Source organism: Edwardsiella tarda ATCC 15947 = NBRC 105688 (assembly GCF_003113495.2).
GTDB classification, from domain to species: Bacteria; Pseudomonadota; Gammaproteobacteria; order Enterobacterales; family Enterobacteriaceae; genus Edwardsiella; species Edwardsiella tarda.
The window spans coordinates 2,383,621-2,405,874 of record NZ_CP084506.1; the positions used below are offsets into that span (position 1 = coordinate 2,383,621).

Genomic DNA, 22,254 nt, shown 5'->3' on the forward strand with positions numbered 1-22,254 from the left:
GAGTAAATTTTTTTCCACGCCCCTTGCGGCCTGCCCGATTGTGTCAACAATAAAATCAACGGGGCGGCGCGTGCTCCCCCGTACTCTCCCCCCACACGACAGGAGGCAACCATGGATATGTATCTGACACTGGATGAAGCCATCGATGCGGCGCGCGAGGCGTTCCTTGCCGAGCACGACGAGGACACGCCGGTGGCGCAACTCAATCTGCAGAAATATATCATGCAGGATGGCGATACCATGTGGATGGCCGAGTTCCATGCCGATGAGCGGGACGAAGGCGACGGCGTCGCCCTCTTCTTCGGCCCGGCAGCCCAAGCGGTCTTCGACCAAGACTACGAGGACAGCGAGATCGAGGAGGAATGGCTAGCGGAGAACACCCTCTATCAATGGGATGAAGAGGAGTTCCAGTATCAACCACCGCTCGACAGCGAAGAGGGTGCAAGCGCTGCCAGCGAATGGGATGAACAGAACTGAGGCGCCCCGCCGCACGGATGACGGGGCAACACGCGTCATGCCTGCGGCGACAAGCGGTACCCTAACTGCTGACGCAGGTAGGCTCCGGCACCGAGCAGACCGGGATTGTCATGGGTGATTAAGTAGACGGGGATGGCGGCAAGATAGGCTTGAAAGCGCCCCTTCTCCTCGAAGGCCTGGCGGAAAGGCGACGTTCGGAAAAACTCCAGGAAACGCGGCACGATCCCCCCCGCAATATAGACGCCACCGAAGGTGGCCATATTCAGCGCCAGGTTACCGCCGAAACGCCCCATCATCACGCAGAACAGCGTCAAGGCCCGTCGGCAATCCGCACACTGTTCTGCCAGGGCGCGCTCGCTAATCATCTGCGGTGTCAACGCTTGCGGCTCGCGTCCGGCCGCCTTAACGACGGCGCGATAGAGGTTGACCAGACCCGGACCCGAGAGCACCCGCTCCGCCGAAACATGGCCCAACTCCGCACGCAACAGCGCCAACAATTCATCTTCCTCTTCGCTGCCCGCGGCGAGATCGACATGCCCCCCCTCCCCCGGCAAACTGATCCAACGCTCACCGCTCTGGATCAGATGGGCGACGCCCAGACCGGTACCCGCGCCATAGATGGCGATCGGTCGTCCCTGCTGCGCGGCTTGGCCGCCGAGCTGGATCAGGCTCTCCGCCGGGAGGACCGGAATCGCCATGGAGACCGCGGTAAAGTCATTGATCACCGCCAGTCGCGCCAGACCGAGCGCCTGCTGCATGGCGCGGATGGAGAAGGCCCAGCTATGATTGGTCATCGCCACCCAGTCATCGGTGACCGGACAGGCGATAGCGATACAGGCGGAATCGACCTGCACCGCGTGTGTCTGAAGATAGGTCCGAATAACGGATTCCAGGCTCGCGAACTGTTCACCGCGATAACTTTGTACCGCCGACAGGCGGCCACTCTCTAAACAGCATAACGCCAGGCGAGCGTTGGTGCCCCCCACGTCGCCCACTAACGCAAAACGCTTCATTGTCCCCTCACTCCCCATCTCTCGCTGCGGATGCATGGCGTGGCGCCTCGGCGGCTGACCACACCGCAACGGCCAAGTATACCGAGAGGCAGTATGTCATGATTAGGCGCAACACAACTCCTCCCCGCCACTCCTCCCCCTCGAGGCCAGCGCCTCGACTCGCTTGGCGCGCCCAGCGCGATGAGGTCACATCGTGCGGGGCGTCACGCTAAGCTGACGGAGTAATACCGTCCCGGTACAGATAACTCTCAAAAAGCCGCAGAGACCCCTGAGCCCGCTCCCGCCATCGCGCAGACACGTTACACTACGCCATATTCCTTATCGTCTTTACTCTTTTGGTATCGCACCGCGGCCGCTTCACCCCGAGTGCAGCGATACCGTCACGTCAGGAGTCTGAGTAAAATGGCAAAACATGGCTACTATTTCGTGCTGGCGGCATTACTGCTACTCAGCCAACCCTCGCACGCCGATGATGCGGATGTGCGCCTACTCCCCGGCGTCAAACTCTCCATCGATAACCCACTGGAAGATATACTCGAGCCACTCGATGATTGGCCAGAAGAGGCATTAGAGCCATTGGATGATTGGTCGGAGAAGGCGTTAGACCCTCTCGACGATTGGCCGGAGAAGGCGCTCAGCCCAAGAAAATGGCGTCGAGGTGATGGGGACGACGCTATCCGCCGTCCCGCCTGGCATCGTCACCACGATGATGATGACGACGACGACGATGACGATTAACCGCGCAACATACTGACCAGTAAGTAAAGGTTCAACGCGACTACCAAAAAGACGATCACCCGTCCCAATGCCTGCACCAGGCGTCCGTTAACCATGTCGCCCATCAGCGCACGGTTGCCGGTAAAGGCAAGCAGCGGCAACAATGCCAAGGCGATCCCGAAGCTCAGCAGAACCTGACTCAGCACCAGGATACGCGTGGCATCCAACCCGGCCAGGATAACGATGAAAGAGGGCAACATGGTCACCGCCCGACGTAGCCACAGCGGGATGTGGAAATGGACGAACCCCTGCATCACCACCTGCCCCGCCAGGGTGCCGACGACCGTCGAGGAGAGCCCGGCGGCCACTAGGCTCAAGCCGAAGATGGTCGCGGCCGCTTCGCCAAGCAACGGCTTCAGTGTCAGGTAGGCCTGATCCAGTTCGCTGATGCCGCTATGGCCGTTGAAGTGGAAGGCCGCTGCCGCGGTCGCCATCATCGCCAAGTTCACGAAACCGGCGATCGTCATGGCGACGGCAACGTCTAATTTCGTCGATGCGTAACGCTCCGCCCGCGTCCCTTCATCCCCCTTCTGGGTCAATGAGGAGTGCAGGTAGATCACGTGTGGCATGATGGTCGCCCCCAATACCCCAGCCGCCAGCACCACCGCATCCTGAGTCGGCAGATCCGGTAACAGCATACCCTGAGCCAGACCGGCGACACTCGGACGGGAGAAAATCAGCTCGACGATATACGCCGCGGCGACGAACAGCAGCAGCGCGCCGATGACGCGCTCCAGCGGCTTCTGTCCACGCCGTTGGAGACCCAAGATCAAGAAGGTGGCAATCCCGGTAAGCACCGCCCCTTGCAGCAGACTCACACCGAACAGCAATTTAAAGCCGATCGCCGCCCCGATAAACTCGGCCAGATCCGTCGCCATGGCGATGATCTCAGCCTGAACCCAGTACGCCCACACCACAGGACGCGGGAAGCGATCGCGGATATGCTCGGCCAGGTTTTTTCCCGTTGCGATACCCAGTTTGGCCGACAACAATTGAATCAGCATGGCCATCAAGTTGGCCCATACCACCACCCACAACAGGGTATAGCCATAGGAGGCGCCCGCTTGAATGTTGGTGGCGAAGTTACCCGGATCGATATAGCCGATAGCGGCAATAAAGGCAGGCCCCATCAGCGAGATCTTGATCTTGCGCGCGGGGGAGCGGGTGACGCAGTCTACAGTCCGAGAGTTCAACATAGGATGCCCTTACTACCGTTGCTTCTACTACATCCCAGTATAGTTTAGTGATAATGATTATCAACAGCGTTTTGACGGTAGTTCCTATCCCTACAATAGGTATGGACAATGATAAGACTGAAAATAATTTCACAATTTTGCTCATGACGCGCCTCAGCTGCTATACTGCTCGGCACAGCACAACCCCCATCCTGAGTCTGTTACGGTCGAGCCTCCCGCCGTTGGGCGTGATGATTACGCCTCATACCTCCCCGTTTATGGGTGCATTTTGTTACTTTTCTAACTTTTTTTGTTTATCACGTTAAAACAATTTCAATAAATGCAATCAATGTCTCGTTTTTAGTTTCCGTGTTACATAAAATTAGCCGAGAAATTTAGCCTGCCTCATAATTTGGAGCAATGTATGTCCCCCATTCTGCACTTCTTACTGGCCTTAGTAGTGGTGGCAGTCCTCGCCCTGCTGGTCAGCCATGACCGCAAGCGGATCCGCGTGCGCTTTATTATTCAGCTGCTGGTGGTTGAGATCCTGCTGGCCTACTTCTTCCTGAACTCGGATATCGGTCTGGGCTTTGTGAAAGGATTCTCTGGATTCTTCGAAACGCTGCTCAAGTTCGCCGCAGAGGGGACCAACTTTGTCTTCGGTAACATGAGTGACAAAGGGTTGGCCTTCTTCTTCCTCAACGTGTTGTGTCCGATCGTCTTTATTTCCGCCTTGATCGGTATTCTGCAACACATCCGCGTACTGCCCATCGTCATCCGTGCCATCGGTACCGTACTGTCTAAAATCAACGGTATGGGCAAACTGGAATCCTTCAACGCCGTCAGCTCGCTGATCCTTGGCCAATCAGAAAACTTCATTGCCTATAAAGATGTCCTGGGCAAGATGTCAGAGAAGCGCATGTACACCATGGCGGCGACGGCAATGTCGACGGTCTCCATGTCCATTGTCGGCGCTTACATGACCATGCTGGACCCGAAATATGTGGTGGCGGCGCTGGTACTGAACATGTTCAGCACCTTCATCGTGTTGTCGCTGATCAACCCCTACTCCGTCGAGGGTGAGGCCGATCTGCAACTGAAAAACACCCATGAAGGGCAGAGCTTCTTCGAAATGCTGGGTGAGTACATCCTGGCCGGTTTCAAGGTCGCGATTATCGTCTCCGCCATGTTGATCGGTTTTATCGCCCTGATCGCCGCCGTGAATGCCCTGTTTGACTCCATCTTCGGCATCAGCTTCCAGGGTATCCTCGGCTACGTCTTCTATCCGTTCGCCTGGATCATGGGTATCCCGAGTGGTGAGGCGCTACATGCCGGCAGCATCATGGCCACCAAGCTGGTCTCCAACGAATTCGTCGCAATGATTGATTTGCAGAAAATCGCCGGAGAGCTGTCACCGCGCGGCCTGGGGATCCTGTCCGTGTTCCTGGTCTCTTTCGCCAACTTCTCCTCCATCGGTATCGTCGCTGGTGCCATCAAGGGGTTGAATGAACATCAGGGTAACGTCGTCTCCCGCTTCGGTCTGAAGCTGGTCTACGGCTCTACGCTGGTCAGCATCCTGTCCGCTTCTATCGCCGGCTTGTTCCTGTGATTTAAAGACGACACGATGGGAAAGGCGCCTGATGGCGCCTTTTTTATTGTCACCGCCATAACTTCCCTGACTTCCCTGACGATGATCGATGCCTTTCCTCCGCTTATCGTCATCCCACGACTCCCCTATCGCCGCGTATCCACCCCATAGAATGCATAGAGGCAGAGGCAGAGGCAGAGGCAGAGGCAGAGGCAGAGGCAGAGGCAGAGGCAGAGGCAGAGGCAGAGGCAGAGGCAGAGGCAGAGGCAGAGGCAGAAACGCTCCCATCCTCATACCTGAAAGCAAGGCATGGGGTGAAAAATAAATGCAAAAAGGCCGACATCGCTGTCGGCCTAATGATTTGGTGGAGCTAAGCGGGATCGAACCGCTGACCTCTTGCATGCCATGCAAGCGCTCTCCCAGCTGAGCTATAGCCCCACATAATCGTGCCCCTGACGCAGGCTATGCGCCTACCGGGTAAGTTTGGTGGAGCTAAGCGGGATCGAACCGCTGACCTCTTGCATGCCATGCAAGCGCTCTCCCAGCTGAGCTATAGCCCCACGTAACCGTGGCCCCTGACGCAGGCTATACGCCTACCGGGTAAATTTGGTGGAGCTAAGCGGGATCGAACCGCTGACCTCTTGCATGCCATGCAAGCGCTCTCCCAGCTGAGCTATAGCCCCACATTATGTGGTGTCCGCAAGCCTGTGCACTTCGCCACTCTCTCTGGAAAAAGAGTGGTGGAGCTAAGCGGGATCGAACCGCTGACCTCTTGCATGCCATGCAAGCGCTCTCCCAGCTGAGCTATAGCCCCGTGCACACCGCTTCATCGCGGGAACGGGGCGCATAATAGGGCAAGGCTACCGGCACTGTCAACGGCTAATTGCCTTTCCTGCGCCAAGCGCGGCAAAAGCCGCCAAGTCAGTCTATTTACTCAACAATTCAGCTCCTCAGCATGCAGTTTTTGCCTTTTTTTGCCCGGCGTAGCACTATGGTATTAGATAACTCACTAAGTGATTTCGTTAAAGCATATAGCTGATCACACTCCGCATAGGGACGGACGCATGAACAAGGAATGGTACTCGGCCAAAGAATTAGTGGGCGTCGGCAGCTTTCCCTCCACGCCTCAAGCCATTAATCAGCGTGCCAAGGCCGAGGGATGGCGCCGGCAACGGCGCAATGGCGTCCAGGGTAAGGCGCTGGAATACCATATCAGTAGCCTGCCGAAAGAGGTGGTAGAGGAGCTCATCGCGCGCGACGATCAAGCGCAGTACCTGCTCAACAGCACGCAACCGGAACAACTCTGGTATGCCATTCTGTTACAAATGAACGATGAGGAGCGCAAGAAAGCAACCTCGGTGATCTTGCGGATTGGCATTGACGAGTTCCTGCGCCGCTTAGGCGATTAGCCCTCCCCTCACCGGCCGTCTCTAACGTAAAAAAAACCGGCCAATGGCCGGTTTTTTAGTTCGCAATACAACCCAACAAGGCTTACTGCTGCGCCTCACGCTCGGCGATAAAAGCCAGAGCCTGATCGATACGCGCCAGCGCACGCGCCTGGCCGATAGCATGGATGGTCACGTCCACGCTCGGCGACTGACCTTGGCCGGTCACCGCCACACGCAACGGCATCCCCACCTTACCCATACCGACTTCCAGCTCATCGGCAGTCGACTGAATGGCGTGATGGATCGCCTCGACCTGCCAGTCACTGATCGCCGCCAGCTTGCTACGCGCCAACTCCAGCGGTTGACGAGCGACCGGACGCAGATGCTTCTTCGCGGCGTCGGCATCGAACTCACGGAAATCTTCGTAGAAGTAGCGCGCCTGCTGCGCCATCTCTTTCAAGGTCTTACAACGCTCACCCAGCAGGGTGACGATCTCGGCCAACTGCGGCCCCTGCGTGGTGTCATAGCCCGCCTGCGCCACATGCCAGGCCAGATGCTGAGCGACCTGCTCTGGCGGCAGATGGTTAATGTAGTGATGGTTCAACCATTGCAACTTCTCGGTGTTGAAGGCGCTGGCCGACTTACTGATATCATCCAGGGTGAAGAACGCCGTCATCTCATCGATGCTGAAGATCTCCTGATCGCCATGGGACCAACCCAGGCGCACCAGATAGTTAAGCAACGCCTCCGGCAGATAGCCATCGTCGCGATACTGCATGACCCCGACCGCGCCGTGACGCTTGGACAGTTTCTTGCCATCATCGCCGAGGATCATGGAGACGTGGGCATACTCCGGCACCGGCGCGCCGAGCGCCTTCAGGATGTTGATCTGACGCGGCGTGTTGTTGATGTGGTCTTCACCGCGGATCACATGGGTGATGCCCATATCCCAGTCGTCGATAACCACACAGAAGTTGTAGGTCGGCGAACCATCGGTACGACGAATGATCAGATCGTCCAGCTCTTGGTTACTGAACTCGATCGGCCCGCGGATCTTGTCGTCAAAAATGACAGAACCTTCCTGCGGGTTCAGGAAGCGCACCACATGCGGCTCGTCGTCGGCATGGTGGCTATGGTCGTGACGGCAACGCCCGTCGTAACGCGGCTTTTCGCCACGAGCCATCTGATCTTCGCGCAACTGCTCCAGACGCTCCTTGGAGCAATAGCACTTATAGGCGGTCCCCTGCTCCAGCATCTGATCGATTACCTGATTGTAGCGATCGAAACGCTTGGTCTGATAATACGGACCCTCATCCCAATCCAGATTCAACCAGTTCATCCCATCCATGATGGCGTCGATGGCTTCTTGGGTGGAACGCTCCAGATCGGTATCTTCAATGCGCAGAACAAACTCCCCCTGGTTATGACGGGCATACAACCAAGAGTACAATGCGGTACGCGCACCGCCGACATGCAGATAGCCGGTCGGGCTGGGCGCAAAACGGGTTTTGATTTTCATGTAAATAAGACCTTGTTACGCAGGTTCCCCTGCATCGCTAAGCGGGGGCAAAATATCTGTGGGCGTTATTTTACCATTACCATTTAGGCTATGTCCCACAATTGTTTCGGCCGAATAATGGCGTAACGCGCCCCCCGTACCCGATGAAAAGCGCGCCCCGCAAGGTCCCCCCCATAAGATATCGCGCGACGCCGCGTCAGCCTGCGCTCTCGCGAATCATCGACACCGCCTTTCCTGTTTTACCGGCCTAGGCCGTTCTCCCATGCCGATGATCCCCGGCAGTGCGCTCATAGCCCCACTCGCGGGATGCTGGACGCGACGCCGCTGTGCGGGCAAGGGGGCCCAGTAAAGGGGGCACAACGGTGGGAATCACGAGAAAAAACGACTAAATAGACGCTTTTTGTCTATTGTTGCGACAGGCTGGGTGTTTTTCCGACGAACGAGAGTTTTTCTTGAAAAAAGCGTTGACCATTTTCCGCGGCTCCCTATAATGCGGCTCCACACAGCGGGGGTGATTAGCTCAGCTGGGAGAGCACCTCCCTTACAAGGAGGGGGTCGGCGGTTCGATCCCGTCATCACCCACCACTCTTTTGAGTGTCCCGCCGTGTAGCGCCATACAGATTGGGTGATTAGCTCAGCTGGGAGAGCACCTCCCTTACAAGGAGGGGGTCGGCGGTTCGATCCCGTCATCACCCACCAATCTTTAAGGCGTACAATCAGGTTTTCAGATGGGTGATTAGCTCAGCTGGGAGAGCACCTCCCTTACAAGGAGGGGGTCGGCGGTTCGATCCCGTCATCACCCACCAATCTTTAAGGCGTACAATCAGGTTTTCAGATGGGTGATTAGCTCAGCTGGGAGAGCACCTCCCTTACAAGGAGGGGGTCGGCGGTTCGATCCCGTCATCACCCACCAATCTGAACCCTGAACAATCCGGCATCTCAAGAAGTGGGTGATTAGCTCAGCTGGGAGAGCACCTCCCTTACAAGGAGGGGGTCGGCGGTTCGATCCCGTCATCACCCACCACTTCTTGGCTTGTAGGATACCAGCAATACCGTTGTGGGTGATTAGCTCAGCTGGGAGAGCACCTCCCTTACAAGGAGGGGGTCGGCGGTTCGATCCCGTCATCACCCACCACTTCGGGTCGTTAGCTCAGTTGGTAGAGCAGTTGACTTTTAATCAATTGGTCGCAGGTTCGAATCCTGCACGACCCACCATTCTTTCGATAAATAAGAACTGGTTAATGTGAAGGATAACATCGCGTAGCGATGGCCCGTAGGGCGAGGCGTAAGCCGAGTCATCCTGCACGACCCACCATTCTTCTTGCACCACCTTTCCGGACCAGATTGGGTGATTAGCTCAGCCGGGAGAGCACCTCCCTTACAAGGAGGGGGTCGGCGGTTCGATCCCGTCATCACCCACCAATCTGCCTATTCGCTTCCCATAATTATTCCTTTTCCGTGCGACCAGCGGTCTGCTCCGGCGCCTCTAGCGCGTAGAGTACCTCTTCTCGATATCATCCCCAGCGTGTAACGCGAATGATTAATCTGATTCTCACTTGGGGATGATGGCGGGGCTTGGGTGTTACCAGATCAATAGGATCACCAGCAATAACACGACGATACCGATCAGCAACAGACTGGCCGGCGAGCGGGCCTGTCGCCGCACACTACCGGGGATCCAGTGTGGTGGGATAAAACCGAATACCGGTTGTGGGTTGCCGACCGAGGCGACGGATAACTCCTCCTCGACCGGATGGGTGGTGACGACCAGCGGCGTAGCGGCCACCACCTGATTCTCCAACACCGAGCGTAATGGATCGGCCTGCAATGTCTGCTTCCCTAATGCAGTGAAGAGCTTATCGGCCCCCTGACTCACGTCCAACGCACGCTCCACATTGGCACGCTCCGCCAGCATGCGTCCCTGCTCTCCCAGTGTCACCCGCGCGCCCGTCGGCGTCTGTGCCGTAGGCGCGGCGGCGTGTGGGGCATGGCGCGACGCGGCAAGTTGAGCCTCGCGTCCTACCGCCGCCGCCGGCTCATTCTGGGCGAACGCCTGCAGCAGGGTACGCTCCCGCTGTAACGCGGTGAGCGCGCGCAGGGTACTCTCACGCTGACTCGGGGTCAGATCACTGCGATTCAGGATCTGGAGCAGGCGCTCAATACGGGCGTCTAGCAGTTCCGCACTCAGTTGCCCACCGCCCTGCGCCCGTGGCGGCATACCGCCCGCCATATCAATCGGCCCTAACGCCATACGCTCCGCTCCTCTGATGGCTCATCGTATCGAGATATATAACGGCGCTATGGCAGCCAACTTTAACGCATTCCCTTTAATGGTTTGACTAATCCCTCCAACCCTTCGCCACGCAGCGTGAGTGCCAACTGCATCAACTCCCCCAACGCTCCCGCTGGAAAGGCCTGTTGGCGCGCAAACCATAGCAGGTACTCCTCCGGCAGATCGATGATCATCCGCCCGCGATACTTACCGAACGGCATCGCGGTGTTGGCCAGCGCCACCAGCTGACGCTTATCCATCATTCGCCCAACATCTGTAGTAGCTGCGCCTCATCGATCACCGTGATCCCCAACGTGTTGGCCTTGACCAGTTTCGAACCGGCGGCCTCTCCCGCGATCACCAGATCGGTCTTCTTCGACACGCTGCCGCTGACCTTTGCGCCCAATGCCACCAGGCGATCTTTAGCCTCGTCGCGCGACAACACGCTTAGCGATCCGGTCAATACCACCGTCTTACCGGCAAAGGGGCTATCGATCTCTGCAGCCTGCAAAGCGGGCGTGACATCGGGCCAATGGATGCCGATCTCGGCGGAGATCAGCTCATCGATGACCTGGCAATTATGCGCCTCGCTTAAGAAGTGGCGGATGTGCCGCGCCACGACCTCGCCGACCTCCGGTACACTCTTTAAGCTCTCCAAATCGGCACCGCGCAATGCAGACAACGAGCCGAAGTGGCTGGCCAGGTTAGCCGCGGTGGCCTCGCCCACCTCGCGGATCCCTAATGCAAACAGGAAGCGCGCCAACGTGGTGCTTCGCGAACGATCCAGGGCGGCGATCAGCTTGTTGGCAGATTTCGGCCCCATCCGCTCCAAGCCCGTCAGCTTGCCGGCGCTCAGACGATAGAGATCGGCCGGGGTCGTCACATACTCACGCTCCACCAGCTGCTCGATCACCTTATCCCCCATCCCCTCGACATCCATCGCCCGGCGTGAGACGAAGTGTTTCAACGACTCCTTACGCTGTGCCGCACAGATCAGCCCCCCGCTACAGCGCGCCACCGCCTCCCCCTCGATACGCTCCACCTCGGAACCACATACCGGGCAATGGGTTGGAAAGAGGATCTCCGTGGCATCAGCCGGACGCTGTGACTCGACCACGCCGACCACCTGCGGGATCACATCGCCGGCACGGCGCACGATCACCGTATCGCCGATGCGTAGCCCCAGACGCTCGATCTCGTCCGCGTTATGCAGTGTCGCGTTACTGACGGTCACCCCGGCGACCTGTACCGGCTCCAGACGCGCCACCGGAGTGATCGCCCCGGTACGGCCGACCTGAAACTCGACGCCGTTCAGTTGCGTCATCTGCTCCTGTGCCGGGAACTTAAACGCCGTCGCCCAACGCGGCGCGCGCGCCACAAAACCCAAGGCCTCTTGCGTCGCGATGTCATCCACCTTGATCACGACACCATCGATATCGAAGCCCAGCGTGGGGCGATCCTGTTCCGTCTGGCGGTAGTAGGCCAAGACCTCATCGCTGCCGTGGCACCGTTTCACCCGCTCGCTAACCGGCAGTCCCCAAGACTTGAAGCGCTGTAGGCACTGATAGTGACTCCCCGGCAGCGTTCCCCCCTCCAGCAGGCCGGCGCCGTAGCAATAGAAGGTTAACGGACGGCGAGCGGTGATACGCGGATCGAGCTGGCGCAGCGAGCCCGCCGCCGCATTACGCGGATTCGCGAAGATCTTACCGCCGCGCCGCCGCGCCTCTTCATTCATCGCCTCGAAGCCGGCCTGGGGCATGAATACCTCACCGCGTACTTCGATACGATCCGGAATATCCTCCCCCTGTAGACGCAGTGGGATGGCGCGGATGGTCTTCACATTACTGGTGATGTCTTCACCGGTGCTACCGTCGCCACGCGTGGCCGCACGCACCAACACCCCCTGCTCATACAGCAAGCTGACCGCCAAGCCATCCAGTTTCAGCTCACAACAGAAGGTCAGCGCGGCATCGCTTTTCAGGCGCTCATGAAGGCGCTTATCGAACGCGCGATAACTCTCTTCATCGAAGACGTTATCCAATGACAGCATCGGTACCTCATGGTGTACCTGGCCGAAGGCCGCCAGCGGCGCGCCACCGACGCGCTGGCTCGGCGAGTCCGCCGTCACCAGCTGCGGGTAGTCGCTCTCCAGCGCCTTCAACTGCATCATCAGCCGATCATATTCCGCATCGGTAACCTGCGGCTCATCTAGGACATAATATTGATACTCATGATGGCGCAACGCGGCACGCAGCTGTTCGAGTTGTTGTTCAATCGTGGAAGTCATAAGCCACCATTTGATGATAAAAAACCCCCGGTAAACGGGGGTTTAGAGTAAGACGACGGCGCAGAGGCATCAGGCGTTACGGTCTATATTGTCCAGCACCGTCCGGATGCGCGCCTTATAGGTTTCCAGTTTTTGCGGCGTCATCATACGCCGCTCATCATCCAACACCACGCCACCGACATCGTCGGCGATACGCTGTGCAGACTGTAGCATCAGCTTAAAGTTCTGATGGGCATCACCATACGAAGGCACCATCATGAAGAAGGAGACGCCGGGCGTAGAAAAGTCAGCCATATTCTCGACATCGAAAGTCCCCGGCTTCACCATGTTCGCCATGCTAAATAGCACCGGGCCACTGCCCGCCGGATTAAGATGACGATGGAAGATCTTCATTGCGCCATACTGAAAACCGGCTTGCAACACACTCTGCAGCAAGACTTCGCCACCGATGCTGCTGCCTTGATGGGCGGCGACATGCATCACCAAGACCGTCTCACGCTCCGCCGCGCTAGCGGGCGCTGGCGTAGCGGGGGCATCGGGCGAGGCGGCCGCTGTCGGCGCCACGTCCTGAGCCGCCGCGTCCTCGTGACCCGCGCCAGGCGCTAACGCCTCCGCCAGTAACGCTGGCTCATCTTCGCGCTCATCGGACAACAGAGGCTCTCCCAGCAAGGGATCGCGCGCTTCGGGGTGCGCATTCGGCTCGAGCGCTACCGAGTGCTCACTCTCCTGCCGATCTAACGGATCAGGACGGCGCTCCCGCGCCTCATCCAGCGAGCCCACGGCAGGCTCCACCGGGTGTTGAAGCGAGCTGCCGCCACGCTGCACGCGCACTTCACCGACCCCGTCGTCAGTTTCAGAGAACGGTTTTTCGTCGTGCCGGACCTTTTGACGTTTGTTCGGACGATCACGAAACAGCGCAGAGCGTTCCTTACGACTGGTCCACAAGCCGTGTAGCAACAGCGCTATTATGGCAACCGCACCAACAACAATTAATATCAGACGCAAATCCTGCATCATCGCAATCTCTGTTGTTTTAATTCATTGCCATTTCGGCAAACCCTCAATCTATAAATGTATTGGGCTGTCAGGACAAGTGCAAGTCTGGACTAAACTTTCTGTTAATAAAGATGATTTTTCCCGCTATTTTGTTCTTTTTTCGGTCAACTCCTAACTGGCAAGCGCCCTCATCCGCAGATATCATAAGTCGATGACGCGCACAATCGACCGGCATCACACTTTCCTCGTGAGACGGAATGACGCGCATGACGAGATAAGACGGAGTCCAATGAATAACGTATTTCCGGCCTCGGGACGGCAGTCCCCGAACAACAGCAACGGTGTCTACTACTTCGCTCAAGGATGGCGCCTGATCCGTCTGCCCGGCATCAAGCGTTATGCGCTGATGCCACTCCTGGTCAACATTATCCTGATGGGGTCGGCCTTCTGGTGGCTATTCGATCGTCTGGGGCGCTGGATCCCGGCGTTGATGGCGCATGTCCCCAGTTGGCTACAGTGGCTGAGCTATCTACTGTGGCCGATCGCCGTGATCTCGGTTCTGCTGGTGTTTAGCTATTTCTTTAGCACCCTGGCTAACTGGATCGCCGCCCCCTTCAACGGCCTATTGGCAGAGCAGTTAGAGGGGCAATTGACGGGTAAACCCTTACCCGACAGCGGCCTGTGGGGGGTAATGAAAGATCTGCCACGCATCCTGAAACGTGAATGGATCAAACTCGCTTATTACTTACCCCGCGCCCTGGTGCTGCTGTTGCTCTATCTGGTGCCGGGGGTCGGCCAAACATTGGCACCGGTACTCTGGTTCCTATTCAGCGCCTGGATGATGGCGGTGCAATACTGTGACTATCCCTTCGATAATCATAAAGTGAGTTTCCCACGCATGCGTGACGCCCTGCGCGCCGACAAGGTTGATAACCTGCAATTCGGCGCGCTGGTCAGCCTGTTTACCATGATCCCATTCGTCAACCTGGTGATCATGCCGGTTGCAATCTGTGGCGCCACCGCCATGTGGGTTGACCGTTATCGTGCGGAGCTGGCCCTCAACCGCTGATGCGACATCGGTGCGCCGCTCACCGGCGCACCCCCTTGCCCCCACCGTTTAGTGCGATTTCGACTATCCATATAATATTTATTTACTTCCCCTAAGCGGGTTATTGCGTATGCTGCTAAGTCACGGACACTGTCGACCGAACAGGAGCGGCCATGAGCAAGATCTATCAAGATAACTCCCAGACTATCGGGCATACCCCCCTGGTACGCCTTAATCACCTCGGAAACGGACATATTCTGGCTAAGGTGGAGTCACGCAACCCCAGCTTTAGCGTCAAGGATCGCATCGGTGCCAATATGATCTGGGATGCCGAGAAACGCGGCATTCTGAAACCCGGTGTCGAACTGGTGGAACCGACCAGTGGTAATACCGGCATCGCCCTCGCCTTCGTCGCCGCCGCACGCGGCTACAAGTTGACGCTCACCATGCCAGAGAGCATGAGTGTAGAGCGCCGTAAGCTCTTGAAGGGATTGGGCGCTGAGCTCATTCTCACCCCCGCAGAGCAGGGCATGAAAGGGGCGATCGCCAAGGCCGATGAAATCGTCGCCAGCGACCCGGCCCGCTACCTCATGCTGCAACAGTTCAGCAACCCGGCCAACCCGGAGATCCATCGCCAAACTACCGGCCCAGAAATCTGGCAGGATAGCGCAGGGCAGGTCGATGTGTTGGTGGTCGGTGTCGGCACCGGGGGTACGCTGACCGGTACCGCCCGCTATCTGAAGCAGGATCGCGCCCATCCACTCTGTGTCGTCGCCGTTGAACCCGAAGACTCGCCGGTGATCAGTCAAGCGTTGACGGGTGAACCCCTGGTACCGGGGCCGCATAAGATCCAGGGCATCGGCGCCGGTTTCATTCCCGCTAACCTCGACCTGACCTTGATCGACCGTGTCGAGCGCATCGCCAACGATGAAGCTATCGAGATGGCGCGGCGACTCATGCGTGAAGAGGGAATCCTGGCTGGCATCTCCTCCGGCGCCGCCGTCGCCGCGGCGTTACGCCTCTCGCAACAGCCGGAGTTCAGCGGTAAGAATATCGTGGTGATCCTCCCCTCCTCAGGCGAACGTTATTTGAGCACCGCGTTATTTGCCGGGCTATTTCCTGAGCAAGAATGAGCGCCGAATTTGATGGCATGAATTGTTCAAAACAGCACCCTATTGGGTGCTTTTTTTGTGGAGCAGTTCAAATTTTACCACCCCCTATCCTTGCTTTTATTTTCTGGGTCTAGTATTTAACCAGACCATTATTTTGAAGCGCAAAATTATTCGCGCTTGCTATGAAAAATCCGCTGAATCGATTTAACGAATGAGGCGGTGATCTTAACCGAGGTGGATTGAGCCGCGGTGAGCACACAGAGAGGAGGACGACACACCCTCTTCCCTCTGCGTCACTACCACGGAGCAGTGCACCGGATACGCACCTAAAGGCAGGCTAAAGTTAAGCGATTACGCTAAACTTTAGCGCCACGACATTAAACATAAATAGTTGGGGAAAACTATGTTCCAGCAAGAAGTCACTATCACCGCTCCGAATGGCCTGCACACCCGTCCTGCCGCTCAGTTCGTGAAAGAAGCCAAAGCATTCGCTTCCGACATCACGGTTACCTCCAACGGTAAGAGCGCCAGCGCCAAGAGCCTGTTCAAGCTGCAAACGCTGGGTCTGACCCAGGGCACCGTAGTTACCATCTCCGCCGAAGGTGAAGATGAGCAGAACGCCGTTGAGCATCTGGTAAAACTGATGGCCGAGCTTGAGTAAGCCTCACGGCTCACCACTCTAGGTTAAACCAGTCTAACGTCAAAGGTAGGGTTATGATTTCAGGTATCTTAGTTTCACCGGGCATCGCTTTTGGTAAGGCACTTCTTCTCAAAGAAGACGAGATTGTCATCAGCCGTAAGAAGATCACTGCCGACGAAGTCGAGCACGAGATCGCCCGCTTCAAAGAGGGCCGCGACAAGGCCGCACAGCAACTGGAAGCCATTCGTCAGAAAGCCAGCGAGACTCTCGGTGAAGAGAAAGCGGCGATCTTCGAAGGGCACATCATGCTGCTGGAAGATGAAGAGCTTGAGCAGGAAATCATAGCCCTGATTAAAGATAACGGCATGAGTGCCGAAGCCGCCGCCCGCGAGGTGATCGACGGCCAGGCTACCGCGCTGGAAGAGCTGGACGATGAATACCTGAAAGAGCGTGCGGCCGACGTACGTGATATCGGTAAGCGTCTGCTGAAAAACATCCTCGGCATGACCATCATCGATCTGGGCGCCATTCAAGATGAGGTGATCCTGGTTGCCACCGATCTGACCCCGTCAGAAACGGCACAGCTGAACCTGGACAAAGTGCTGGGCTTCATCACCGATCTGGGTGGCCGGACCTCCCATACCTCCATCATGGCACGCTCTCTGGAATTACCGGCTATCGTCGGTACCAGCGATGTGACCCAGAAGGTACAGAACGGCGACTATCTGATCCTGGATGCCGTCAATAACAAGATCTACCTGAACCCGACCGCCGAGACTATCGATCAGCTGAAGGCCGTTCAGGCGCAGTACATCAACGAGAAAAACGAACTGGCCAAACTGAAGGATCTGCCGGCGATCACGCTGGACGGTCATCAGGTAGAAGTCTGCGCCAATATCGGTACCGTGCGTGACGTCGCCGGCGCCGAGCGTAATGGTGCCGAAGGTGTCGGCCTGTATCGTACCGAATTCCTGTTCATGGATCGCGACGCGCTGCCGACGGAAGAAGAGCAATTCCAGGCATACAAAGCCGTGGCCGAGGCGATGGGGTCGCAGGCGGTCATCGTGCGCACCATGGACATCGGCGGCGACAAAGATCTGCCTTACATGGATCTGCCGAAAGAAGAAAACCCATTCCTGGGCTGGCGCGCTATCCGTATCTGTCTGGATCGCAAAGAGATCCTACATACTCAGCTGCGTGCTATCCTGCGTGCTTCCTCCTTCGGCAAGCTGCGTATCATGTTCCCGATGATCATCTCGGTCGAAGAAGTACGCATGCTCAAGGCGGAGTTGGAACTGCTGAAAGCGCAGTTGCGTGAAGAAGGTAAAACCTTCGACGAAACTATCGAAGTTGGCGTAATGGTGGAAACACCCGCCGCCGCGACCGTTGCCCACCACCTGGCGAAGGAAGTTGACTTCTTTAGTATTGGGACAAACGATTTAACCCAGTATACTCTAGCAGTAGATCGTGGCAATGAGCTGATATCTCACCTCTACAACCCGATGGCGCCGTCAGTGTTGACCCTGATTAAACAGGTGATCGATGCATCTCACGCGCATGGCAAGTGGACCGGCATGTGCGGTGAACTGGCTGGCGATGAGCGTGCTACACTGCTCCTGTTGGGCATGGGGCTTGATGAATTCAGCATGAGTTCAATCTCAATTCCGCGCATCAAGAAAATCATTCGCAATGCGAACTTTGAAGATGTGAAGGCATTGGCAGAAGAGGCGCTGCGTCAGCCGACGGCTGACGAATTGATGGGCGTGGTCAACAAGTTCATCGAAGAAAAGACCCTTTGCTAATGGCGAACGCTGGAACGCCGCCCAACATTACTTGCTTAGGAGAAGATCATGGGTTTGTTCGATAAACTGAAATCGCTGGTTTCAGACGACAAGAAAGAGACGGGCAGCATTGAGATTTTTGCTCCCCTGTCCGGTGAAATCGTCAATATTGAAGATGTGCCCGATGTCGTATTCGCCGAAAAAATCGTCGGCGACGGTATCGCCATCAAACCGACCGGCGACAAAATGGTAGCACCGGTCGACGGTACTATCGGTAAAATCTTTGAGACCAACCATGCTTTCTCTATCGAGTCCGATAGCGGTGTTGAGTTGTTTGTCCACTTCGGTATCGATACCGTTGAGCTGAAAGGCGAAGGTTTCAAACGCATCGCCGAAGAAGGGCAACGCGTGAAGAAAGGCGACGTGGTCATCGAGTTCGATCTGCCGCTGCTGGAGGAGAAGGCCAAGTCAACGCTGACTCCAGTCGTGATCTCCAACATGGATGAGATCAAAGAGCTGATCAAGCTGTCTGGCAGCGTCGTCGTTGGCGAGACGCCGGTGATCCGCATCAAGAAGTAATGACCGAGTCAAGTATGCAAAAGCGGCGCCCTCAGGCGCCGTTTTTTTTTGCGTTATCGCCGGGAGAGAGCCCGACAAGGGAGGCGGAATAACACCCACCGCCCTGATGACCTTATAAGGTCAGCAAACGCTCCACAGAAGGCGCAAAATAGTAACTCCCGCTCACCGGTTTGCTGAAACGAAGCAGCTGGTCATGCTTGCCATCCAACTCGCCGAACATGCTCAGCAACTGCTTCTCGATATAGTGCAGATGCGCGCAATAGGCGATGAACATCAGACCATGCTTGCCGCTGGCGGTGCCATAAGGCAGGCTCTGGCGAATGATCTTCAGTCCCTTCCCATCCTCCTGCAGATCGACACGGCTGACATGCGAGGTATCCGGGCGCTCACTCGGATCGATTTCCTCACTCTCCTGCTTGGTACGCCCGATGATCTGCTGCTGCTGCTCGACGCTAAAGCGTGACCACTGACGCAGGTTATGCTCCCAGCGCTGCACCAAGACATAGCTGCCGCCGGCATCGACCCCTTCGGCGATCACCCCGACGGCCGGACGTGCTTCGCCCGCCGGATTCTCCGTGCCATCGACGAAGCCGCTCAGATCACGCTCCTCGATCCAGCGGAAGCCATGGACCTCCTCCTCGACCACGATGGCGTCGCCGAAGGCAGCCAGCGCCGCCTGTGCCAGGGAGAAGTTCACATCATGACGCAATGACTGAATGTGGATCAGTAAATCGCGCTGTGTTGCCGGCGCCAAGCCCTTCCCCAACGGTTCGAACGGCTTCAGAGAGGCGCCCTCTTCATCATTGGCCGTCAATTCGCGCCATAACGCGTGACCGAAAGCGACCACCGCCCCCAGGTGCGCATCGGGATAGCGCTGCTGCAGTGCCAATAGCTGGGTGGTAAAGGTTTTGCATCCCTGGCGTAATCCAGCCAGATCGCCGGAAGCCATGGCTTCGATGAAAATACCGAAGCGACAATGTTCCGGCAGAATGCCGCTCTGAGGCTGAGACATGAGGCTCTCCATTACGTTATCGTCTAATTAATCACACCACCGGCAGCATGACATCACGCCGGTCACAGTGACGGCCTATCGAGGCCGATTTATGCATATATTACGCCATACGCGCGGCATTCCCTTGTTACAAAACAAAGAAATGCCGCTTGGCCGAATGGGGACTAGACGGCGTCGGCCCGCCAGATGATCTGGCTGACCGGCCATGCGTTCAGCACATCATTCGGCGGCATCAGGCCCGCCGGGCCGTTCCACTGGCCATAGAACCGATAGCTGACACGCTTACTCTGCGGCGCCTGACACTGCACCGTGACCCCCTCCGAGGCGGGCACACGCTGGCATTCGCCCTCATAGGCACTGGCATACAGGGCGGAGAAAGGCATGCCCACTCGGGTTCCCCACGCGGTGGCGATCGTGGCGCTATCGAGGGTGATCTGCTCGACCCGTGTCTCGCCACGGAGGGTCAAGATCACTTGCCCATCCGCCATCGCCTGGTAGAAACGCGTCATCCTCCCCCCTTCGATCCCCATGCCACTGCGCAGACGATACTGTCCCGCTAACCCCTGATCGATGGCCTCCTGCTGCATCGGCGTCGAGGCATCGACCCCGCCGATACCATCGGCACGCATCTCGAGTGTCGAGCCGAACCAGTTAAAGGGGGAAAGCGATGACCACGACAGCGACGGCATGCTGGCGCAACCGCTCAACAATAATGGCAGCGCCACGATCAATAAACGAATACCCATCGATAGACTCCTTGCGAATACGGCCGTGCCGTAGGGGGAAACATCAGGGGATTGGAGTGATAAAACACGAAAAAGTTGCTGTGCCGCAGGTAAAACCGCGGCCACAACCACGCGACGCGATGGCAAAGTGGGCGGCGAATCCCCCCCTCGCGCGCTTAATACTCCTGATCGATGATCAAGCGCTTACCCAGGCATAAGACGTCCTGAGTCTCATACTCCAGCTTCTCATACATGCTAATCGCCGCGTCATTGTCCGCATCGATCAAGATGCGCACCTGAGGACAGCCCCGCGCCAGCAGCTTCTTCTCTAGACGGCTGGCCAAGGCATTGGCGATACCACGCCCACGGAAGTCTGGATGTACGCACAGATAGTATGCCGAGCCGCGATGACCATCATACCCGCCCATCACGGTTCCGACGATCTCACCGCCGACTTGCGCGACCAGGAAGAGATCGGCATCGTGATTCATCTTGCGCTCAATATCCGTTTCGGGATCATTCCAGGGATGCAACAAATCGCAGCGCTCCCATAGGGTAATCACTTCGTCAAAGTCGGATTGATTAAAAACGCGAATTTCCATGATATCGACCGTTATAGATTATAAGATGCCCGGGCATCGACCTCGGGCCAGGCCGGTACAGCACGAGACCGGGCGCGATCAACGCGCTCCCACACGGGTTGAGCCGTCGATGCGGCGCCAACCACCGCCCATAAGGCGCAGGATGCCGCCTAATTATCGCTGTAATCCACAGATCCGCAATGGAAATCTTGCGATCTCCCACGCCTTGTGGTCACTCGGCACCCCAGCGGACATCGCGTGATGGCGAGCGTCATCTCTCCGCGTCTCCCTCAAGCAACAAATCGACATAGTTATCCTCTCGATCCATGCATTTTCATCGCGTTAGGATTAACGTCTATCGTTAACGACGCTGACTGATGGAATAGATTGCACCATGAAGAGATTTTCCGATTTTCGCCCTCTACCACAGCCCACTTCCCGCCGCCAGTTCCTCTGCTCGGGGCTGGCCCTGTTGCTCGGCGCCGGCTTGCTGCCCCAGCGTGCGCAGGCCGCGGTTCCCGAGCATTTGGGAAGGCAGCACAAGGCCGCGAACGCGCCGCGCGTGATCATGCTCGATCCCGGTCATGGCGGCATCGATCCCGGCGCGGTGGGGCATCAAGGCTCGAAGGAAAAACACGTGGTGTTAGACATCGCCCACCGGGTACGCGATCTGTTACGTCGTCAACACAACCTGGTTGTGCGCCTCACCCGCGAAGATGATTACTTCATTCCGTTGTACAAACGGGTGGAGATCGCCGCCCAGCATCAAGCGGATCTGTTCGTCTCAATCCATGCCGATGGCTTTACCAGTCCAGAAGCCGCCGGCGCCTCGGTGTTTGCCCTCTCCAATCGCGGCGCCAGCAGCGCCATGGCGAAATACCTCTCACAGCGTGAAAATGACGCCGACAAAGTGGCTGGAGAGCGTTATGCCGCCGAGGACAACAACTACCTACAGCAGGTGTTGTTCGATCTGGTGCAGACCGACACCATCAAGAACAGCCTGATCCTCGGACGCCATCTGCTTAACCAGATCCGCCCGATCCACCGCCTACACTGCCAGCATACCGAGCAGGCGGCCTTCGCCGTGCTCAAGTCACCGGCCATCCCCTCGGTACTGGTCGAAACCGCCTTTATCACTAACCACGAAGAGGAGCGCTTGCTGACCTCCTCGGCTTTCCGCACCACCATCGCCGAAGCCATCGCCGGGGGTATCGTCCATTACCTGCATGACTTCGAGGCACATCAACGGCGCCGACCCGCGTAAGCGGCCGGACAATCGGTGCC

General features: G+C 57.3%; 20 protein-coding genes and 12 tRNA genes. 18 read left to right on the top strand and 14 right to left on the bottom strand.

All coding sequences use genetic code 11. The annotated features are described in order from the left end of the window. Positions 1 to 111 precede the first annotated feature (111 nt). Complete coding sequence (locus tag DCL27_RS11045) at positions 112 to 477, top strand: MysB family protein (RefSeq protein WP_005283987.1); 366 nt, start codon at positions 112 to 114, stop codon at positions 475 to 477. Positions 478 to 512: 35 nt separating this feature from the next. Here DCL27_RS11045 and glk read toward each other — a convergent pair whose 3' ends face one another. Beyond that, on the bottom strand, positions 513 to 1,490 hold the full coding sequence (gene glk, locus DCL27_RS11050; RefSeq protein WP_035597240.1) for a glucokinase: 978 nt from the start codon (positions 1,488 to 1,490) through the stop codon (positions 513 to 515). 402 nt (positions 1,491 to 1,892) lie between these two features. Here glk and DCL27_RS11055 point away from each other — a divergent pair, with 402 nt between their 5' ends. Continuing rightward, complete coding sequence (locus DCL27_RS11055) at positions 1,893 to 2,228, top strand: hypothetical protein (protein WP_035597238.1); 336 nt, start codon at positions 1,893 to 1,895, stop codon at positions 2,226 to 2,228. Here the strand turns inward: DCL27_RS11055 and DCL27_RS11060 are convergent. Next, positions 2,225 to 3,463 carry an Nramp family divalent metal transporter gene (locus tag DCL27_RS11060; RefSeq protein ID WP_005283976.1) on the bottom strand — a complete coding sequence of 413 codons (1,239 nt, stop codon included), beginning with the start codon at positions 3,461 to 3,463 and terminating at the stop codon, positions 2,225 to 2,227. The two genes, DCL27_RS11055 and DCL27_RS11060, sit on opposite strands and share 4 nt — an antisense overlap. Before the next feature lie 403 nt (positions 3,464 to 3,866). Here DCL27_RS11060 and DCL27_RS11065 point away from each other — a divergent pair, with 403 nt between their 5' ends. After that, positions 3,867 to 5,051 (top strand): NupC/NupG family nucleoside CNT transporter, encoded by a 1,185-nt coding sequence (locus DCL27_RS11065; RefSeq protein ID WP_005283970.1) that lies wholly within the window; start codon positions 3,867 to 3,869, stop codon positions 5,049 to 5,051. A 341-nt stretch (positions 5,052 to 5,392) separates the two neighbouring features. On the opposite strand, the gene DCL27_RS11070 is transcribed toward DCL27_RS11065, so the two are convergent. The 4 genes from DCL27_RS11070 to DCL27_RS11085 all read right to left on the bottom strand — a co-directional run bounded on the left by DCL27_RS11070 (position 5,393) and on the right by DCL27_RS11085 (position 5,844). Further along, positions 5,393 to 5,468 (bottom strand) — tRNA-Ala (locus tag DCL27_RS11070). Positions 5,469 to 5,514: 46 nt separating this feature from the next. Then, positions 5,515 to 5,590 (bottom strand) — tRNA-Ala (locus DCL27_RS11075). A 47-nt stretch (positions 5,591 to 5,637) separates the two neighbouring features. Continuing rightward, positions 5,638 to 5,713, bottom strand: a tRNA-Ala gene (locus DCL27_RS11080). Positions 5,714 to 5,768: 55 nt separating this feature from the next. After that, positions 5,769 to 5,844, bottom strand: a tRNA-Ala gene (locus tag DCL27_RS11085). Positions 5,845 to 6,094: 250 nt separating this feature from the next. Between DCL27_RS11085 and DCL27_RS11090 the strand changes: the two genes are divergently transcribed. Then, the gene (locus DCL27_RS11090; protein WP_005283962.1) at positions 6,095 to 6,439 is read left to right on the top strand and encodes a DNA-binding protein; all 345 of its coding nucleotides are present in this window, start codon (positions 6,095 to 6,097) and stop codon (positions 6,437 to 6,439) included. An 82-nt stretch (positions 6,440 to 6,521) separates the two neighbouring features. On the opposite strand, the gene gltX is transcribed toward DCL27_RS11090, so the two are convergent. Further along, positions 6,522 to 7,937 (bottom strand): glutamate--tRNA ligase, encoded by a 1,416-nt coding sequence (gltX, locus tag DCL27_RS11095; protein ID WP_005283958.1) that lies wholly within the window; start codon positions 7,935 to 7,937, stop codon positions 6,522 to 6,524. A gap of 509 nt (positions 7,938 to 8,446) precedes the next feature. Between gltX and DCL27_RS11100 the strand changes: the two genes are divergently transcribed. The 8 genes from DCL27_RS11100 (at position 8,447) to DCL27_RS11135 (ending at position 9,359) form a co-directional block, all read left to right on the top strand. Next, positions 8,447 to 8,522: transfer RNA gene (locus tag DCL27_RS11100), tRNA-Val, on the top strand. 38 nt (positions 8,523 to 8,560) lie between these two features. Further along, positions 8,561 to 8,636: transfer RNA gene (locus DCL27_RS11105), tRNA-Val, on the top strand. Positions 8,637 to 8,667: 31 nt separating this feature from the next. Continuing rightward, a tRNA-Val gene (locus tag DCL27_RS11110) sits at positions 8,668 to 8,743 on the top strand. Between the two features lie 31 nt (positions 8,744 to 8,774). Continuing rightward, positions 8,775 to 8,850, top strand: a tRNA-Val gene (locus DCL27_RS11115). Positions 8,851 to 8,885: 35 nt separating this feature from the next. After that, a tRNA-Val gene (locus DCL27_RS11120) sits at positions 8,886 to 8,961 on the top strand. Between the two features lie 35 nt (positions 8,962 to 8,996). Then, positions 8,997 to 9,072: transfer RNA gene (locus DCL27_RS11125), tRNA-Val, on the top strand. Between the two features lie 4 nt (positions 9,073 to 9,076). Continuing rightward, a tRNA-Lys gene (locus DCL27_RS11130) sits at positions 9,077 to 9,152 on the top strand. Positions 9,153 to 9,283: 131 nt separating this feature from the next. Next, positions 9,284 to 9,359 (top strand) — tRNA-Val (locus DCL27_RS11135). A 160-nt stretch (positions 9,360 to 9,519) separates the two neighbouring features. Here DCL27_RS11135 and DCL27_RS11140 read toward each other — a convergent pair. From DCL27_RS11140 to zipA, 4 genes are all read right to left on the bottom strand, one after another. After that, positions 9,520 to 10,188 carry a hypothetical protein gene (locus tag DCL27_RS11140; protein ID WP_005283953.1) on the bottom strand — a complete coding sequence of 223 codons (669 nt, stop codon included), beginning with the start codon at positions 10,186 to 10,188 and terminating at the stop codon, positions 9,520 to 9,522. 62 nt (positions 10,189 to 10,250) lie between these two features. Next, positions 10,251 to 10,469, bottom strand: a complete 219-nt coding sequence (locus DCL27_RS11145; RefSeq protein ID WP_035594827.1) for a DUF3820 family protein — start codon at positions 10,467 to 10,469, stop codon at positions 10,251 to 10,253. Then, a complete protein-coding gene (gene ligA / locus DCL27_RS11150; protein WP_005283946.1) occupies positions 10,469 to 12,496 on the bottom strand; it encodes an NAD-dependent DNA ligase LigA in 2,028 nt (675 codons plus the stop codon). Before ligA ends, DCL27_RS11145 begins: the two co-directional genes overlap by 1 nt. Positions 12,497 to 12,565: 69 nt before the next feature. After that, on the bottom strand, positions 12,566 to 13,513 hold the full coding sequence (gene zipA, locus DCL27_RS11155) for a cell division protein ZipA (protein WP_005296523.1): 948 nt from the start codon (positions 13,511 to 13,513) through the stop codon (positions 12,566 to 12,568). Between the two features lie 268 nt (positions 13,514 to 13,781). Here zipA and cysZ point away from each other — a divergent pair, with 268 nt between their 5' ends. The 5 genes from cysZ to crr all read left to right on the top strand — a co-directional run bounded on the left by cysZ (position 13,782) and on the right by crr (position 18,652). Further along, positions 13,782 to 14,561, top strand: a complete 780-nt coding sequence (cysZ, locus tag DCL27_RS11160) for a sulfate transporter CysZ (protein WP_035598763.1) — start codon at positions 13,782 to 13,784, stop codon at positions 14,559 to 14,561. A 152-nt stretch (positions 14,562 to 14,713) separates the two neighbouring features. Next, positions 14,714 to 15,673, top strand: a complete 960-nt coding sequence (gene cysK, locus DCL27_RS11165; protein WP_035598767.1) for a cysteine synthase A — start codon at positions 14,714 to 14,716, stop codon at positions 15,671 to 15,673. 382 nt (positions 15,674 to 16,055) lie between these two features. Next, positions 16,056 to 16,313 carry a phosphocarrier protein Hpr gene (gene ptsH, locus DCL27_RS11170; RefSeq protein WP_005283926.1) on the top strand — a complete coding sequence of 86 codons (258 nt, stop codon included), beginning with the start codon at positions 16,056 to 16,058 and terminating at the stop codon, positions 16,311 to 16,313. Between the two features lie 53 nt (positions 16,314 to 16,366). Then, positions 16,367 to 18,094, top strand: coding sequence for a phosphoenolpyruvate-protein phosphotransferase PtsI (ptsI, locus tag DCL27_RS11175; protein WP_005283914.1), 1,728 nt, complete (start codon positions 16,367 to 16,369; stop codon positions 18,092 to 18,094). A 48-nt stretch (positions 18,095 to 18,142) separates the two neighbouring features. Continuing rightward, positions 18,143 to 18,652, top strand: coding sequence for a PTS glucose transporter subunit IIA (crr, locus tag DCL27_RS11180; protein ID WP_005283911.1), 510 nt, complete (start codon positions 18,143 to 18,145; stop codon positions 18,650 to 18,652). Between the two features lie 112 nt (positions 18,653 to 18,764). Here crr and DCL27_RS11185 read toward each other — a convergent pair whose 3' ends face one another. The 3 genes from DCL27_RS11185 to DCL27_RS11195 all read right to left on the bottom strand — a co-directional run bounded on the left by DCL27_RS11185 (position 18,765) and on the right by DCL27_RS11195 (position 20,991). Beyond that, positions 18,765 to 19,664 (bottom strand): Dyp-type peroxidase, encoded by a 900-nt coding sequence (locus DCL27_RS11185; RefSeq protein ID WP_035598770.1) that lies wholly within the window; start codon positions 19,662 to 19,664, stop codon positions 18,765 to 18,767. A 164-nt stretch (positions 19,665 to 19,828) separates the two neighbouring features. Beyond that, positions 19,829 to 20,410, bottom strand: coding sequence for an RpoE-regulated lipoprotein (locus DCL27_RS11190; RefSeq protein ID WP_035598773.1), 582 nt, complete (start codon positions 20,408 to 20,410; stop codon positions 19,829 to 19,831). A 155-nt stretch (positions 20,411 to 20,565) separates the two neighbouring features. Next, a complete protein-coding gene (locus DCL27_RS11195) occupies positions 20,566 to 20,991 on the bottom strand; it encodes a GNAT family acetyltransferase (protein WP_005296536.1) in 426 nt (141 codons plus the stop codon). Positions 20,992 to 21,364: 373 nt separating this feature from the next. On the opposite strand from DCL27_RS11195, the gene amiA reads away from it, so the two are divergent. Beyond that, positions 21,365 to 22,234 carry an N-acetylmuramoyl-L-alanine amidase AmiA gene (gene amiA / locus DCL27_RS11200; RefSeq protein WP_005283899.1) on the top strand — a complete coding sequence of 290 codons (870 nt, stop codon included), beginning with the start codon at positions 21,365 to 21,367 and terminating at the stop codon, positions 22,232 to 22,234. The last annotated feature ends 20 nt before the right edge of the window (positions 22,235 to 22,254 follow it).